The organism is Agromyces seonyuensis (assembly GCF_009789225.1).
In the GTDB taxonomy this organism is placed as follows: domain Bacteria; phylum Actinomycetota; class Actinomycetes; order Actinomycetales; family Microbacteriaceae; genus Agromyces; species Agromyces seonyuensis.
In genome coordinates this window covers 1-17,013 of sequence record NZ_WSTA01000049.1, presented here as the reverse complement: position 1 = coordinate 17,013, position 17,013 = coordinate 1, and the positions used below count along the sequence as shown (strand labels likewise).

The window sequence follows — 17,013 nt, the reverse complement described above, 5'->3', positions numbered from 1 at the left end:
GGCGGTCCGCCGCCCCGCCTCGGGGACGGCTCAGGCCGCGACGGGCGCCGGCACCCACGGCTCGAGCCGGCCGTCGACCATCCGCACCACGGCGTGCATGCGCGGCAGGTGCACGAGGTCGTGGGTGACGAGGAGCGTCGCGGTGTCGAGTTCGTCGGTCAGCCGCAGGATGAGCTCGATGATCTCGGCGCCGCGCTCCTGGTCGAGGGCGCTCGTCGGCTCGTCGACGAGCAGCACCCGCGGCTCGTTCATGAGCGCGCGCGCGATGTTCACCCGCTGCCGCTGTCCGCCCGAGAGCTGATGAGGCCGCTTGCCCCGGTGCACCGACAGGCCGACGGCGTCCAACAGCTCCGCGGCCCGAGCCGGGATCCCGCTGCGGCGAGCACGGCTGCCCGGGGCGCCGAGCTCGTTCATCACCTCGAGCTGCTCCTGCGCCGTGAGGGAGGGCAGCAGGTTGGACTGCTGGAAGACGATCCCGATGCGCTCGCGGCGGAGCGACGCGGCCTCGTTCCGGTTCAGGGCGCTCGCCTCGACGTCGTCGATGAGCACGCGGCCCGCGTCGGGTCGGATGAGCGTGGACGCCAGGGCGAGCAGGCTCGACTTGCCCGAGCCGCTCGGGCCCGTGATCGCGGTCGCCGTGCCCGGCCGGGCGACGAGGGAGACGTGGTCGACCGCGGTCACGCGGCCGTCGCCGTCGGGGAAGGAGAGGGTGAGGTCGTCCAGACGGATCATCGGTTGCTCCCGAGTGCGGTGAGGGGGTCGGCGGCGGTGACGGATCGGAGGGCGAAGGCCGCCCCCGCGAGTCCCACGACGGCCATGAGGACGCCGGGGAGGAGGGTCGTGATCGGGCTGAGCAGGAACGGCAGGGCCGTGCCGGCGAGGGCGCCGAGCCCCCACACGACCAGGAGGCCGATGCCGATCCCCGCGACGAGCACGACGAGCGCCTGGCCGAGCGAGTCCCGGACGAGCGAGCGGGTGCTCGCGCCGAGCGCCTTGAGCACGGCGATGTCGGCCGAGCGCTGCATCGTCCAAACGGTGAAGAACGCGCCGATCACGAGCGCCGAGATGCCGAAGAGCATCGCGACCATGAGCAGCAAGGAGCCGATCTCGGACTTGAACGCGCTGAGCGCGAGCAGCGATCCGAGGATGCTCGTGGACTGCGTGCCCGTCGCGGCGGCCGCGGCCTCCCAGTCGGCGCCGCCCGAGACCGCGAGCACCGTCGCGAAGGCGCCGGGGTCGCCCGTGGCCGCCGCGAAGTCCTGCCAGTCGTCGAGCGACATCCCGACGACGGGGGTGTGGCTGTACCAACGGTCGTCGCCGATCGACTCGACGGTGTACTCGGCACCCCCGATCCGCACGCCGTCGCCGGCCGACACCGACAGGTCGTCGGCCACGGTCCGGGGCAGCACGAGCATCCCGTCGCGGGACGGTGCACCCTCGCCCGAGCCGGGAAGCTCGCCGAACAGGGCGATCGAGGAGGTGGCGCCGTCGGCCTCGGCCCGGGTCTGCGAGATGCCGATCGGCTGCACGGCACTCACCCCGTCGATCGCGGCCCACGCCTGGGCGTCGGCGGCCGTGACCTCGGAGTCCGCGAAGCTCGGCTGCGCGTCCGCGGCATCCGCGCCGACCGGCGCCCCGGAGAAGACGAGCCGGTCGGCCGGGACGGACAGCACGGCCGAGACGTTCTGGGCGGCGAGCCCGCCGGTCAGTCCGCTCAGGAACCCGACGAGGATCGTGATGAGGGCGACGACCGATCCGATGAGCATGAACCGCCCGCGGGCGAAGCGCAGGTCGCGCAGTGCGACGAACATGGCATCCTTTCCGGTCGCCGATCTCGGCGACCGATTCGATGCTCCCGCGATCGATCCCCGCGGTCATCGGTCGCGCGAACGGCCTCCCGGAGGGCGAACGGCGGAGCCGCCGATCGTACGTTCGGACGATGAGCCCGCCGATCCGCTCGCGTAGAGTCCGCCGCATGGCCCATCTCGCACCGACCCCCGTCTTCGTCGGGCTGCGGGCCGGATTGCACGTGCTCGTCGTCGGCCTCACGGCCTTCGTCGGGGCGCGGGCGCTGCTCTCGGGCTCGTACGACACGGTCGCCGTGCTCGTCTGCGCAGCGGTGTTCCTGGCCACCTACGTCGCCGGCGGTCTCGTCGTCGGCGGGGCGCCCCTCTCAGGACGCTTCGGCGGCCTCGTCTGGCTCGCCGCAGTGACGCTCGAGTGGGTCGTGCTCGTCTGGCTCATCCCGGATGCCGCCTACCTCGCGTTCCCGCTGTTCTTCCTCGATCTGCACCTGCTCGGCGGCCGGACGGGCATCGCGGCCGTCGCCGCGACCGCGGTGGTCTCCGTCATCGCGCTGGGACTGCACGGCGGCTGGACCGTCGGCGGAGTCGTCGGCCCGCTCATCGGGGCGGCGGTGGCGGTCATGATCGGCCTCGGCTATCAGGCGCTCGCCCGGGAAGCGGCGGAGCGGGAACGGCTGCTCGCCGAGCTCGCCGCCGCGCGCGGGCGGCTGGCCGCGACCGAGCGGGAAGCCGGGATCCTCGCCGAGCGCGCGCGGCTCGCCCGCGAGATCCACGACACCGTCGCGCAGGGGCTCTCGAGCATCCAGCTGCTGCTGCACGCAGCCGAGCGCGCCGACCCCGACGGTCCCGGCGTCGAGCACGTGCGCCTCGCTCGGGAGACGGCCGCGGCCGGGCTCGCCGACACGCGCCGCTTCATCCGGGAGCTCACGCCGCCGAACCTCGACGACGACGGCCTCGGCGGGGCGCTGCGGCGGTTGGCCGCGACGCACTGGGCGCCCCAAGGGCTCGCCGTGCACGTGCGCGTCTCCGACGCGGTGCCGCTGCCGATGCACCTGCAGGCGGCGCTGCTGCGCATCGCGCAGGGGGCGATCGCCAACGTCGTCCAGCACGCCGAAGCGACGAACGCCGAGATCGTGCTCACGGTGGAGGGCGACCGGGTGCGGTTCGTCGTGGCCGACGACGGGCGCGGCTTCGAGACGGGCGCGGCGGCGGATGCCTCGTCGGCCGGCCGCACGGACTCCTTCGGCCTGCAGGCCGCCCGGGAGCGGATCGAGCAGCTCGGCGGGACGCTGCAGGTGGACTCGGCGCCGGGGCGCGGCACGACGGTGGCGGTCGAACTGGCCCTCGACCCCGTCGGACCGGCGGCCGGGGACGGGCCGGATGCCCCGGTCGGCACCGACGGATCGGGGGCCCGCGCATGATCCGGCTCGTGATCGCCGACGACCACCCGATCGTCCGCGCCGGGCTGCGCGCGCTGTTCGGCTCCGAGGACGGGTTCGAGGTCGTCGCCGAGGCCGCGACTCCCGACGAGGCCGTCGCCGCCGCGGCGCGCGAGAACCCCGACGTCGTGCTGATGGACCTCCAGTTCGGGCCCGACGGCCGCGGCGGCGGCGCCGAGGCGACCGGCCGGATCCGGGCGCTGCCCGCGCCGCCGTACGTGCTCGTGCTCACCAACTACGACGCCGACTCGGACATCCTCGGCGCCGTCGAGGCCGGTGCGAGCGGCTACCTGCTGAAGGACGCGCCGCCGCACGAGCTCACGGCCGCCGTGGTCGCCGCGGCGAACGGCGAGAGCGCCCTCGCCCCGGTGATCGCGTCCCGTCTGCTCTCACGCATGCGCACCCCGCAGACGAGCCTGAGCGCCCGCGAGATCGAGGTGCTCGAGGAGGTCGCGGCGGGTCGCTCGAACACGGCGGTCGCCGCGAAGCTCTTCGTGACCGAGACGACCGTGAAGTCCCACCTCGCGCACATCTATACGAAGCTCGACGTGAGCTCGCGCACGGCCGCCGTCTCCGAGGCGCGCCGCCGCGGCATCCTGCGCTGACGGATCGGCGGAGGGGCGGGCGCTACGCGCTCGCGCCGGTAATGCCGACCGTCGAGGCGATGACCGGCTGCAGCTTCTTGTCGAGCGCCTCGTAGAACATCGACAGCGGGAACTCGTCGTCCATCACGAGGTCGGTGTAGCCCTTCGGCGCACCGGCGAGCACCTCGCGCGGCAGGCCCTCGGCCCACACCGACGCCGGGTGCGGCTCCACCACCGAGCGGACGAGCTCGTACGCCGCGAGCCAGTGCGCCGTCTTCGGTCGGTCGATCGACTCCCAGTAGAGCTCGTCGATCGCGTCGCCGAGCGCGGAGACCGCCTCGGGCACGGCGTCCCAGTCGAACGCGAGCGCCGTGTCCGTCCACTCGAGGGCGTGCCGCCGGTGCAGCCACGCGAACAGCAGCTGCCCGCCGAGTCCGTCGTAGTTGCGCACGCGCGATCCGGTGATGGCGAAACGGAAGATGCGGTCGAAGATGACGGCGTACTGCACGTGCTTCGCCCGCTCCAGGGTCTGCGCCTCGAGGTCGGTCAGCTCCGAGTCATCCTGCTTCGCACGGAGCGTGCGCTCGATCGCGACGCACTCGCGGAACGCGGTGAGGTCGCAGCGCAGCTCTTCGAGCGAGTAGAGGAAGAAGGGCATCCGCTGCTTGATCATGAACGGGTCGAACGGCAGGTCGCCGCGCATGTGGGTGCGGTCGTGGATGAGGTCCCACATGACGAACGTCTCCTCGGCGAGGCGCTGGTCGTCGAGGATCGCGAGCGCGTCGGCGGGGAGTTCGAGCTTCGTGATGTCGGCCGCCGCCCGGACGACGCGGCGGTAGCGCGCGGCCTCGCGGTCCTGGAAGATCGCGCCCCAGGTGAAGGCGGGGAGTTCCCGCATCGCGACGGTCTCGGGGAAGAGCACGGCCGAGTCGGTGTCGTAGCCGCTCGTGAAGTCGACGAGCCGGAGGCTGACGAAGAGCCGGTTCGAGTAGTCGCCCGCCTCGAGAGCGGCGACGAACTCGGGCCAGATCACCTCGACGAGCAGCGCCTCGACATGGCGGTCGCGGGAGCCGTTCTGCGTCGTCATGGGGAAGACGACGAGGTGGCGCAGCCCGTCGACGCGGTGCTCGGCGGGCGCGAAGGCGACGAGCGAGTCGAGGAAGTCGGGGGCGGCGAATCCGCCGTCCTGCCAGGCGCGGAAGTCGCCCGGGAGCGCGGCGAGGTAGTCGGCGTCGTGCGGGAAGCGCGGCGCGAGGGCCTCGATCCCGTCGACGATCGCCTCGACGAGGGCGGATGCCTCGGCGTGCGCTGACTCGTCGAGGATGGAGCCGTCGGCGGCCTGGAGCGCCTGGATGCGGTTCGCGGCGTCCTTGAGGGCGAGCCAGGCGGGGTCGTGCTCGACGCCGGCGGCGATCCCGCCGTCCTCGACGACGTTCCCGGATTCGTGTTCTCCGACGATGGGGCTCCGACCGTCCTCGACGACCTCGGGTTCTCCGACGATGGACTTGCGCGTGAGGGCGGCAGTCTCAGACATAGGAACCTCCGTTCGCACGAAAACGGCGTCTCGACCCTGGTCGAGCGCGATGGATGATCGATCAGTCCAGGCTAGGCGCGCGGTTCCGATCATTTCCGCCGCTCTCATGCAGATTCGCTGCGGGGACGGCGCGATGCGCGCAGGCGCCGTGCGTGCGGCGCACGCATCCTCCACGGGGCCCGGCGGGCGGCGGGACTCGCATCGTCGTCCCAGCCGCGCCGCACTACCGTGGTCCGGTGCGCCGACCCGAGATCCCGACTTCCGGGCGTCGGACGACCCCGTTCCGGCGCGCGCTCGGCGCCGGACGATCGGCGCTGACCCGCGCCGCCGCGCTCACCCGCCGGCACCGGAAGACCACGCTCGGCGTGCTCGCCGTGAGCGCCGTCGCGCTCGTCGGCTGCGCCGAGGCGGCCGAGTCCGTGCAGGTCTTCGACGGGAACCTCCGCGGCGTCGAGATCCCGCCGCACACGCAGGCCCCGTTGACCGATCCGCTGCCCGATCCCGTCGTCGACGCGGAAGCCGTCGTGCCGAGCGTCGACGCCGGTGCGGTGCCGTGGACGGCGGCCGCGGTCGGCGACGGCTGGTCGGTCGTGGCCCGCTGGGCCTCCGTCGCGGGACTGCCGGAACTGCGCGCCGAAGTCGAGCGGCGCTCCGGCGAGGCCGTGCGCGGGTACGCCGCTGCGCGGGGGGCCGCGTGGGCGCCGCAACCGGGCGTCGACCCGGGCGCCGGCGGCGACGCGTGCGCCCCTGTGGCGGATCGGCCCGCCCCATCGCTGACGCTCGGGTGCACCGTCGTCGCCGCCACCGGCTCCCGCGTCGGCGAACGGCTCGTGCGCACCGAGCGCACCGCCGAGGCGACGACCGTGTCCTCGGTGACGCTCTACACCGACGGCGACGGCGCGTACGTCGGCGACGGTGCGACGCTGTTCAGCCCGGACCGCCTGCACCGGGTCGCCGAACTCCTCGACGAGGCGCTCGCCGGCGCAGGGCTCCTCGCGCCGGCCGGTTCGCACTTCTCGACCGCCGATCCGGCGACCCAGTCGGCGGCGCTGGCCGACACGGTCGTGCTCGAGGACGGCGACCTGCTCGTGCATGCGCCCGTGCCCGCCACCGGCGGCGGCAGCCGCTCGGTGCCCGTGCGACTGCCGATCCTGCAGCTCTCGGGCGTGCTCAGCGCCGACGGCCGCGCGCTCGTCGACGCGCTCGCCGCCGAGGTGCCGTTCGCGCCGCCGGCCGGCGGGCTGGAGGTCCCCGACTGCTCGCTCGTGGCGTGCATGGCGCTGACCTTCGACGACGGGCCGGGGCCGTACACCGACCGCCTCCTCGACGAACTCGCCGATGCCCATGTGCCCGCGACGTTCTACCAACTCGGCGGCAACGTCGCGAAGCGCCCCGACACGGCGGCCAGGGTCGCCGATGCCGGGCACGAGCTCGGCAACCACACGTGGGACCATCCGGACCTCACCGGCCTCGACGACGCCGACTTCCGCGCCGAGATCGACCGCACCCAGGACGAGATCCTCGCGGCGACGGGCATCCTGCCGGGCACCCTGCGCCCGCCGTACGGCGCCTCGGACGACCGCGTGCAGACCGCCGCGGGCCTGCCCCTCGTGTTCTGGAGCATCGACACCGAGGACTGGAAGGAACCCGGCGCCGCCGTGCTCCGCGAGCGTGCGCTCGAGGTCGAACGCGGCGGGATCGTCCTCCTCCACGACATCCATGCGCCATCGGTCGATGCGGTGCCCGCGATCGTCGACGGGCTGCGCGATGCGGGCTTCGCGCCGACGACCGTCTCGCGCCTGCTCGGCGGCACGCCCGCTGCGGGGACGTCGCACCGGCACGGCTGACGCGTCGCTGCAGCCTGCCCCCACCTGCGGCGACGTTCCGGCATCATCCGCCGCTGCAGCGCGAGTTCGGTGCGCACCCGATGCAGCGAGGCGACGGCCTCTTTCGTCTGATGCACGCATCCGCCATGCCCCCCATTCGGGGCGGGCCGGCGGCAGAAGTCCTCCAATAGGCTTCGCGTGTCGGGCTCGGCCCGATGGGCATCGGGGGGCGACGCAGCTGGGACGGGCTCTCCGTGGGCGCGACGCGGGGGTGTGCGTGGAACTGCACGGCAGACAGCGCGAGACCGCCGCGCTCGAACGCGATCTCGCGTCCGGTGCACGTTGCATCTCGATCAACGGGCGCGCCGGAGTCGGCAAGACCGCGATGCTCGTCTCGCTCTCCGCGACGCCGCGCCGCGACGCGGACGTCTGGAACGTCGACCTCGCCGGCGCCTCGAACGGCGGCTCCGCGTTCGACGAAGCGGCACGTCGGCTCGGGCTCACCAGCCGAGGCGGCGCGGGGGGCGTCGGTGCCATCGCCTCGCGCATCGGGCGCGGCCGCGTCGTGCTCGCCGTCGACCATTCCGAGGAACTCGAGGTCGAACGGACGTCGGTCGAGTCGCTGCTCGAGGCCTGTCCGCAACTCACGATCGTCGTCACCCGGAACGAACCGCTCGAACTCGATGCGTCGACGATCCGCCTGCACCCGCTCGCGGTGCCGGGCGAGGACGCCGACTACGAGGCGATCCGCGAGGAGCCCAGCGTCCGGCTCTTCATCGATCGGGCGACCCGCAGCTCCCCGGACTTCCGGATCGACCCCGGCAATGCCGGGGAGATCGCCGAGATCTGCCGACTCGTCGGCGGGCTCCCGCTCGCGATCGAACTGGCCGCCGCTCGCGTGCGGGTGCTCTCCACCGGCCGTCTCGTGCAGGAACTCCGCCGCGGTCGCGACGCCGCGGGACTCGACCTGCTCTCCGCGCGGGGCGGCGGCGCCCAGCTCAGCATCCGCGCCGCGCTGGCCTCGACGAGCCGGCAGCTCTCGGGCCCCGCGCGTCGCCTGCTGCGGCAGTTGTCCGAGTTCGTCGGCCCGGTTCCGCTCGAGGTCGCCGTAGCGCTCGGCGCGCGGACACCGGCCCAGAACGTCGACGAACTCGAGGAGCTCGTCGACCTCCGGCTCATCGAACTGCGCCGTTCGGTCGGCCCCGCGTCCGCATACGACTTGCTGCCGATCGTCCGCGCGTACGCGCGCGAGTCCACCTCCTCCTCAGACGAGGACGCCCGCCGGCGGCGAGCGGTGCTCGCCGCACTGCTGCGCGAGGCGGCGTCGGCCGTCGAGTCCGCGGCCGGTTCCCCGTCGATCGCGACCGTGCAGTCGCTGCGGCGCGACCTCGTCGAAGAGGCACGGCGGATCGTCGCCGACGAGCCCGGGCGCGCCGCCGGGTGGCTCGCCGACTGCGCCGCGACGCTGAACGGCTTCGCGGAACGCGCGAGTGTGAGCGACCTGCTCGAGGAGGTCGTGCGCGCCGACGCCCTCGGGTCGGCGGAGCGGGAAGCGCAGGCCCGCGCGCTGCTCTGGAGCGCGCACCTGCTCGCGCTGTCGCCCGACGGCGCGGGCATCGCCGCAGCGGTGTCCGAACGGCACCGGCGCGCCGTCGAGCTCATCGATCCGCGCACCGAACCGCTGCTCTCGCTCCAGGCGCACTTCCTCGGGATCATGAACTTCGTCATCACGGGCGACCTGCGGGCCGCGGCGGCTTCGGCGGCAGCAGGTGCGGCCGAAGCTGCGGCGCTGCCCCACGCCGCGTGGGCGGCGCGGTTCGAGGTGTGGCTCGCGGCCGCCGCGCACGCCGCCGGCGACCTGGACGGCGCGGTCGCGCGGTCGGTCGGAGCGTTCGAACGGGGTACCCGGGTGCAGGATGCGTACACCATCGTCGGGGCCACGGTCATCCTGCACTCGCTGCCACCCGGCGCGGTCCCCGCGGACCTGCCGCTGCCCTCGCTCGAGACGGCGCTCGGAATCGCGAGGCGGCAGCACGACGTGGCGCAGGAGGGATACGTCCTCGCGACCTTGACGAGTGCGGCCTTCGACGCCGGCCGTTTCCGGGCGGCGGCGCACTGGTGCGCCGAGAAGCTCGCGCAGGGGGCCATGCGCGGCTGGTCGCTCGACTCCGAGATCTCGCTCGCCCACGCCGCCTTCATCGCCGTCGAGCTCGGCGACCTCGAGTTCGCCGCCAGGATGCTCGGCGCGCTGCGCGCGGACCGCGACCGGATCGAGCGCGCGATGCCGCCGCGGACCCGCGACCAATTCGCTGCCGCGAACGCCGCCGTCGAGGCGAGATTCGGATCCACGTGGCCTGCGCTGCTCCTGGGCGATGGAGGCCTCGCGATCTCGGAGGCCGTGCCCCTCGCCGTCCGCTGGCTCCGGGCGAACGCCGACGTCGACGAGGAGTCCGGCGTGCCGACGCCGTTCGCGCTCACGGCCCGGGAGCTCGAGGTGCTGGAGCTCCTCGCCGACGGTCTCATGAACAAGGAGATCGCCGTTCGGCTCGGGTGCTCGCCGAAGACGGTCATGCACCACTCGGGTTCGATCTACCGCAAGCTCGGCGTGCGCGGTCGCGCCGAGGCGACGGCCGTCGCCCACCGCAACGGATTGCTCGAACCGCGCTGAGCGAGCCGTCCGTCGAGGGCGCGGCGCGCGGCGCGCGGCGCGCCCGTATAGGGCGAATGCCCTACAGACGTCCGGGGATCCGTCGGCCACGCTGACGAGGAAAGCACTCGTCGCCGAGGAAGCGGAGCCGTCATGCCCCACCGTTCGCTGAGACCGACCCTGTTGACCGCGCTGGCCGCACTCTCGCTCGTCGCGCCACTGGCGGCGACGCCGGCGTTCGCGGAAGAAGGCGACGACCTGGAGATCCCGGCCACGACGATCCAGCTGCAGGGGACGTCGACCCTCACCGGTTCGCTGTCGATCACCCCGGAGGGGGCGGTGTCAGTCGACACGTCCGGCGGCCTCACCGTGGACTCCCAATGCGTGCCGAGCTTGATCACCGCCTGCCTCGGTGCGGCGAGCGGTGCGGACCCCTTCGCGCCGCCGATGAACGTCATCACCGTGTCCAACGGACTCTTCTCGGGAGACGCCGATGCCGCGCCGGCGCTCGGTTGGATCCTCGAGGAGGGTCAGGACGTGCTGGCCGCGCTGTACGACCTCCCTGCGGACGGGCGGATCGGCGTCCATGCCTCGGACGAACTCCGCGGCTACCTGCTCACCCGTATCCTCGACATCCTCGACCGCTCGCTCTACGGCGTCGAACTGACGACGAACGAGCAGACCACCCTCGATTGGCTGAACGCCACGCTGCTCGCCAGCGACCGGAAGACCGCACAGTACGCCGTCGACGAGTTCGACGCGTTCCGAGCCGCGGAGTGCGGCTACACCCCGCCGGCGGCACCCTCCACCGTGACCGATCCGGTGGGGCTCCCGTCGGAGGTCGTCGCCTGGTGCGCCCGACGCCACACCATCCTCGAGTCGGCCTTCGTCTATACGCCGCCGCAACCGACCGCGGACGCGTTCCGCGCCTGGGGCGTGTATCGCAATGCCGCCGAGCTCGGGGTCGACCGAATGACGCCCGAAGTCGGCGAGTCGATGGCGCGCGTCTACCGGGCGGCCGGGGCGCTCAGCGGGTTCGCGGTCGCGGGCGGTGCGGCCGGCGTCGCGTCGGCTGCCGTCGGATCGGCGCTCACCGCAGGCGGCACCTCGACGGTCGCCACCGTCATGGGCGGCATCTTCCCCCATGCGGTGCGGGCGGGCACGCTCGCGGCGGTCGGTGCCGGAGCGGGAGCCGCCATCGCCGGCGCGGTCATCTCGGCCATCGTCGTGACGATCGTCGGCTCGATCCAGGTCGCCGAGTACGAGCAGGTCGGCACGGATCTCCGCGACGACCTCGCGGATGCGAAGAAGGCGACCGACCCGTTCGACCTGGCGAGCATCCGCGACGACTACGCCGGACTCGACCTCCGCGAAGGGATGACTCCGGCGAATCTGCCGCCGTACCGGTCGGCGGTCTCCACGGCACGGATCGTCGAACTCATCACCAGCCTGACCTCGACCTACGACAGCGGCGTCCGGATCCCGGACGGCGTCGCGCTCTGGTCCGACAACGCCACGACGGACCAGGACTACCGCTTCCTCGTCATGGACGGTTCGACCCCGCACGTCGAGGACTCGATCACCGTGCCGAACGGCGCCGGTCAGTCGACGATCCGCTTCAGCAGGGGCTGGCTCGTGGTGGATTCGGGTGCGGGCGAACGTCCCGAGCTCGACTTCAACTACGTCGACAACGCGGGACGCGACACGCTCGCGGCCCGCGCGCCCGCCGGCGCCGGTTTGACCGCGCCCGACGGCGGCTTCTCGCTCACGCGCGAGGGGCCGGACGCCGCCCTCGAAGCGACCCGCAGCAACACCCTCAACTTCATTCGCGACGACGGAACCTCCGTCTCGGTCGCGCTCGTCCCGCCGGAGACGTCGGCGGTCTCCGGCGTGCGCCCGAGCGTCGTCGGCCCGCTGACGCCGGACCGGACCCACGTGCTCCGGCCGAACCCCGTGGACGACCAAGGACAGTTCGACGGCCTGCACGAGACCGGCTTCGACTACACCTGGACCGTCAAGCGGATCGACCGCGTGACCCGTGCCTGGGTCGAGGTCCTCCCCGCCACGACGTCCTACGACGTGCGATTCCGTCCGACCGAGGTCGGCGATCACCGGGCGTCGGTGCTGATGCACGACACGGATCCGTCGGACGGGACCGTGCCCGACGCCTGGGGCGTCGTCGACTTCAAGGTCAAGCCGGCGACGCCCGTCCTGGAGTCGAGCCTGCTCGACGGCGGCGATCCCGATCTCCGGCTCGATCTGCAGGTCAGCGCACCGGTTCCGTCGAACAACTACAAAGTCGAGGTGAAGTGGCCCAAGAAGACGAGCGGCGCACCGGGTGGGACGACCGTGATCGACGACCTCTCGTGCGTCCAGACGTCCCCGTCGAGCTGCGCGGCTCCGCTCCAGCAGGTGCAGCACACGCTCGCGGCGGACACGGACCTCACCGACGACGTCGAGGTGAAGATCACCGACGCGTACGGCTCCGAGGTGCGCAAACGCATCCCGATCGACGACCCCGTGCGGCCGACCTTCGCGCCGCCCCAGCCGCTGTCTTCGACGCAGTCGGGTACGGTCGCCTTCTCGCCGGGCGGCATCGCCGTCGAGGTGCCGGTCGCCTACCCCGGCGCGAACCCGAACTACGAACTCGCCCGGCTGGTCCGCGGCAACGGGGGTGGCGCCCCCGGGTTCCAGCTGATCGACCCCGCCGACGGCGTCGCGCGCGCCGGCTTCCCGCTGCCGGGCGGTGCCGGGAATCTCTCGGTCCGCGAGGACCCGGCGACGGGCGAGTGGGTCGTCGACCTGCACTCGGTGCCGGGGATCTCGGCGATCGGGTCGATCACGATCCCGCTCGCCGTCGTGGCCGGCGGCATGCAGGCCACGATCCCGCTCACCGTGCAGATCGTCCCGTCCTCCCATGACCGGTATCGCGCCGCACTGGCGACGGCGCACGAGCCGCTCGCCGTGCTGGACGCCGTTCCGGACCTCGTCCCGTACGTCATGGGCGGTCGGAGCGAATGGGGCGACTACGCCGGAGACCTCTGCGTCAAGGTCGAGTTCGTGAGCTTCCCGGCGGAACCCGGCGAGCAGTGCGGCCCGATCGCCGACTTCCTCGACGATGCGGGGAAGCTCGAAGCGGTGCCGTTCGCCGAACTCTCGGCGGTCGGGGTGCGGAACGGACTGTTCCGGGTCTCGACCTGGCTCGCGACGGAGGGCGATCGGACCGACACGACGCCGACCGAGTTCTCGTTCTACCTCGAAGGCTTCGAGGATCCGGAACCGACCGGCCCGACGATCACGGACTTCGCCTGGGACGACACGGCGCGGCTGCTGACCTTCACGCTCACGCCGTCGTCGCCGGACGTCCCGCTCACCGGCTCCGAGTGCTCCATCGACGGCTCGGAGACGTCGTGCCCCGAGTGGGCCGACGGTCGCTGGTCGGGCGCCGACCTGGAGCCGGGCCCGCACACCTTCGCGTTGATCGTCGTGGATCAGTCCGGGTCGACGGGCCGCGCGGAGTTCGAGTTCACCGTCGCCGAGACCGAACCGCCGACGCCGCCGACCATCGGGGGCTTCGCGTGGAACAACGCGGCGCGCGTGCTGACGTTCACCGTCACCCCGTCCTCGCCGGGGGCGCCGATCGCCGAGTACGAGTGCGCGCTGGACGGCGCGAGCGTGCCCTGCCCGGATGCGGCGTCCGGGCGCTGGTCGGCCGCCGGGGTCGCGGCGGGGGCGCACGTCTTCCGCCTCACGGCGACCGACGCCGCCGGGGCCGAGGCGACTGCGGAGCATCCGTTCACCGTGACCGCCCCACCGTCGCCGGGGCCGATCGCGACGATCGTCGCCGCGGTCGTGGCGTTCATCCGGGCGCTCCTGCGCCGGTGGTTCTGAGACGCGGTCGGGCGCCCGCCCTCGGGCGGGCGTCCGCCGCTCGCACGCGTTCCGTGCGGCGCCCGGGGCGGCTCACTCGGCGGCAGGACCGCTGCGGGGACGTCGCATCGGCACGGCTGACGCGTCGCCGCGGACTGCGGGCCCGCGCCGCAGCGGTCGGCGCGGCGGTCGCGGCGGCGCTCGAGGGCGTCGACGCCCCACCGGTGCTCGCGGTGCTGGCGCCCGACGGCGCCGTGGACGTCATCCCGCAGCACGACTGACTCACCCCCCCGCTCGACTGATCGGCGGAGCCATCGACCCGTGCGGAACCACCGCCGAGTCCGCGGGACCGATCGGCGCGCCCAGTACGCCGAGGCGCCCCGATCACGGATCTGCATCGATTCGAACTCGGTTCGAAGACGCACGTTCACGGCGGGCGCATAGCCAATACATTCCTCGCATGCGCACCCTCACTGCCATCGCCGCCCTGGCCCTCGCTCTTGCGGGTTTCGGCCAGGCATCCGCCGCGGCAGCCGTCTTTCCCCGAACCGCTGAGACGGCTCCCGCCTACCACTACTCGCTCGAGTTCGACGGCACCACCACGGAGACCGTCTACGGCGCGCCCCTCCAGGTGCGGCTGATCGGGGAGTGGATCACCAGCCTGTCCTACGCTCCGAACCCGGTCCTGTCGAGTCCGACGACCGGCGATGTGCCGATCGTCATCACGCACGACACGACACAGGTCCTGGGCGGCGAGCGGATGGCCTTCGACACGAACCTGTACCGCGCCGACGGTCAGCCGTGGCCGGTCGGCGAGTTCGACTTCACGGTCGCCCTCGACGGCTTCGACTACGAGACCGGGGCCCCGATCCGGATGACGACCTCGAGCTCGATGCACGCCGTCGTCGCACCGAGCGGACTGAAGCTCACGCTCGATTGGCAGGACCTCGGCGCGGACGACGAGACGGTCCTGCTGCGACCCGGCGTCTGGGGGGATGCTTCGCAGCCGTTGACCGGAGAGATCTCCGTCGTGATCACCGCGCCGGACGGCTCGACGGTGTTCGAGCGTCACGACGCCGAGAGCATCTGGCCGACCTTCGCGTGGCGGCCGCCGCAGCCGAACGTCGACTACACGGCGACGGTGTCGTTCACCACCTCCGACGAGAGCGCGAGCCTCTTCGAGAACCCCGAGCCCCAGCCCTGGACGATCACATCGCCAGAGTGGGCGGTGCCGGTCGTGCCCGTCGCCGCACCGTCGGTCGCGCCGGAGCCGGAGCCGGAACCTGCCTCCGAGTCGACCGAGGAGGACGTCGCCCCCGTGGTCGCCGTCGAGCAGACCGGAGCGAGCGAGGAGTCCGGGACGTGGAGCCTCGCCGCGATCCTGACCGGTGCAGCCGGCGGAGCCATCCTGGTGCTCGCCATCGGCTTCGCGATCCGCGGGATCACGGGTCGTCGTGGTCGCCGGTCGGAGTCGGACCCCGCCGGGGGCGGCGAGCCCGCCCCGACGGCGGACGCAGCCGCTGAGGACGCCCTCGCCGAGGATTCCGCTGAGGCTCCCGTCGCCGAGTCATCCGTCGCCGAGTCCGGAACGGACGCTCCGGTCGCGGCATCCGAGCCGGACGCCGAGACCGGCAACGTCCCGCTCGGCGAGCCCAGCCGCGCCTGATCCCGCCGGGCGGCCGCCGATGCGGCCGCCCGGTGGCAGGATCGGCCCAGGTTGAACCGCTCGAGGGGTCCGCGCTCATCGGCGACCGGCCCACCGCGGCGCTCGTGTCACGGCACGGCTCGATCGATCGGCTGTGCCTGGGACGGAATCCGGTGACGCGTCGCTACGGCTTGCGGGCCCGCGCGTGCGGGATGATGCGCGCATGGATGCTCCAAGCGTGAAACCGGACCGCACGCTCGTCGTGGTCCTGGCCGTCCTGGCGGCCCTCGTGGTGGTCGCATCGGTCGTGGTCTTCGTCGGCGGCGAGCCGGAGGAACTCGACCCCGCGAGCCCCGAGGGAGTGGTCCAGCGCTACACCGAGGCCGTCATCGACGGCGACGAGGTTGCGGCGCGCGAGCTCCTCATCCCGGAGGACGCCGATGACTGCTTCCACCTCGAGCCGTACCTCGGCGAGGGCGTCCGGGTGACCCTCGGATCGACGCGCGAGGACGACGACTCGGCCGACGTCGAGGTGCTTATCGTCACGACCTACGGGCAGGGGCCTTTCGGTGCCGACGAGAGCCAGGAGGAGGCCGAGTTCCGGCTCGTCCGGGCGGGCGGCGAGTGGCGTATCGAGACCGCGCCCTGGACCCTCGCGGTCTGCGACCCGTCGGTGACGCCGTGAGCGCGGCGGGCACCTCGGCGCAGGGCGCCGGCGCGCAGCGCAGCATCCCCCAGGGCTCGTCGGCGCAAGGCACCGTCCGGCGCCTCATCGTCTTCATCCTGCTGTTCGCGCTCGTCGTGATCGCCGCGATCGGCGTCGCCGGCCTCCTCGGCCGCCTCGTCGACTCGGGCGCCGCGCTCGCCGGCGGCAGCGACGACCTCGCGCTGCTGCTCGCCTACACGCTCATCGGCGGCCCGCTCGCCGCGCTGTTGTGGTGGTTCACCTGGCGGCGGCTCGACGAGGACGCCGAGCGCGCATCGATCGCGTGGGGGCTCTACCTCACCGCCATGCTGACGCTCGCGCTCATCGTCACGACGGTCGTGCTCGCCGGGGTGCTCGCGGCGCTCGTCGACGGGAGGTGGGAACCCGCCGACCTCGCGAACGCCGTCGTCTGGGCGCTCGTGTGGGTGTGGCACGCGTGGATGCTCCGCCATCCGTCGAAGGCCCCTCGGCGCATGGCCGCCGTGCCCGTCGTGCTCGGCGCGGCGTACGGGCTCGTCGTCGGCGCGATCGGCGCGATCGGCGCCGCCGGCGGCATCCTGGATACGGCGATCGACGTGGCCGGCGGCCGTTCGACCGTCGGCACGGGCTGGTGGGTCGCACCGCTCCAGTCGCTCGCGTGGGCCCTCGTCGGCGCCGCGGCATGGTGGATCCACTGGGTGTTGGGCGGCGCGAGCCGCACCCGCACCGCATTCGCCGGGGTCGCGCTCGTGCTCGTCGGGGTGCTCGCCGCCGCCGCGGCCGCGCTCGGCGGGCTCGGCACCGCGCTCTTCGTCGGCCTCCGCCTCGCCTTCGATCCCGGCGACCTGTTCGCCGCGGTCGTGCAGCCGCTCGGCACCGCCGTCGCCGCCGCCCTGATCGGCGCGGCCGTGTGGCGCGTGCACGCCGGGATCGCCGCGACTCGGAGCCCCGCGGTCCGCCGCGCCGCCACGCTCGCCG

12 protein-coding genes are annotated in these 17,013 nt (G+C 73.2%); 9 read left to right on the top strand and 3 right to left on the bottom strand.

Annotated elements, in window-relative coordinates; genetic code table 11:
* Positions 1-30 precede the first annotated feature (30 nt).
* Together GB864_RS11405 and GB864_RS11400 are read right to left on the bottom strand one after the other, a co-directional pair.
* Complete coding sequence (locus GB864_RS11405) at positions 31-732, bottom strand: ABC transporter ATP-binding protein (RefSeq protein ID WP_160425123.1); 702 nt, start codon at positions 730-732, stop codon at positions 31-33.
* On the bottom strand, positions 729-1,811 hold the full coding sequence (locus GB864_RS11400; protein ID WP_160425121.1) for an ABC transporter permease: 1,083 nt from the start codon (positions 1,809-1,811) through the stop codon (positions 729-731). The genes GB864_RS11405 and GB864_RS11400 overlap by 4 nt, the downstream gene beginning before the upstream one ends.
* A gap of 164 nt (positions 1,812-1,975) precedes the next feature.
* Here GB864_RS11400 and GB864_RS11395 point away from each other — a divergent pair, with 164 nt between their 5' ends.
* Together GB864_RS11395 and GB864_RS11390 are read left to right on the top strand one after the other, a co-directional pair.
* Positions 1,976-3,226 carry a sensor histidine kinase gene (locus GB864_RS11395; RefSeq protein WP_160425119.1) on the top strand — a complete coding sequence of 417 codons (1,251 nt, stop codon included), beginning with the start codon at positions 1,976-1,978 and terminating at the stop codon, positions 3,224-3,226.
* Positions 3,223-3,849, top strand: coding sequence for a response regulator (locus tag GB864_RS11390; RefSeq protein WP_160425117.1), 627 nt, complete (start codon positions 3,223-3,225; stop codon positions 3,847-3,849). The genes GB864_RS11395 and GB864_RS11390 overlap by 4 nt, the downstream gene beginning before the upstream one ends.
* Before the next feature lie 22 nt (positions 3,850-3,871).
* Here the strand turns inward: GB864_RS11390 and GB864_RS11385 are convergent, their stop codons facing one another.
* Positions 3,872-5,362, bottom strand: coding sequence for a DUF6421 family protein (locus GB864_RS11385; protein WP_160425115.1), 1,491 nt, complete (start codon positions 5,360-5,362; stop codon positions 3,872-3,874).
* A 236-nt stretch (positions 5,363-5,598) separates the two neighbouring features.
* Between GB864_RS11385 and GB864_RS18975 the strand changes: the two genes are divergently transcribed.
* From GB864_RS18975 to GB864_RS11350, 7 genes are all read left to right on the top strand, one after another.
* A complete protein-coding gene (locus GB864_RS18975) occupies positions 5,599-7,209 on the top strand; it encodes a polysaccharide deacetylase family protein (protein WP_160425113.1) in 1,611 nt (536 codons plus the stop codon).
* Positions 7,210-7,465: 256 nt separating this feature from the next.
* Positions 7,466-9,856, top strand: a complete 2,391-nt coding sequence (locus GB864_RS11375) for a LuxR C-terminal-related transcriptional regulator (protein WP_160425111.1) — start codon at positions 7,466-7,468, stop codon at positions 9,854-9,856.
* 132 nt (positions 9,857-9,988) lie between these two features.
* Entirely contained in the window at positions 9,989-13,726 is a 3,738-nt protein-coding gene (locus GB864_RS11370) for a hypothetical protein (RefSeq protein ID WP_160425109.1), read from the top strand.
* 53 nt (positions 13,727-13,779) lie between these two features.
* Positions 13,780-13,986: a hypothetical protein gene (locus GB864_RS11365; protein ID WP_160425107.1), complete on the top strand. Its 207-nt coding sequence runs from the start codon at positions 13,780-13,782 to the stop codon at positions 13,984-13,986.
* 179 nt (positions 13,987-14,165) lie between these two features.
* Positions 14,166-15,371: a hypothetical protein gene (locus tag GB864_RS11360; protein WP_160425105.1), complete on the top strand. Its 1,206-nt coding sequence runs from the start codon at positions 14,166-14,168 to the stop codon at positions 15,369-15,371.
* 202 nt (positions 15,372-15,573) lie between these two features.
* Complete coding sequence (locus GB864_RS11355; protein WP_160425103.1) at positions 15,574-16,035, top strand: LpqB family beta-propeller domain-containing protein; 462 nt, start codon at positions 15,574-15,576, stop codon at positions 16,033-16,035.
* Positions 16,032-17,013: DUF5671 domain-containing protein (locus tag GB864_RS11350; RefSeq protein ID WP_336603968.1), on the top strand; the 982-nt coding region annotated here is incomplete at its 3' end. The genes GB864_RS11355 and GB864_RS11350, both read left to right, overlap by 4 nt.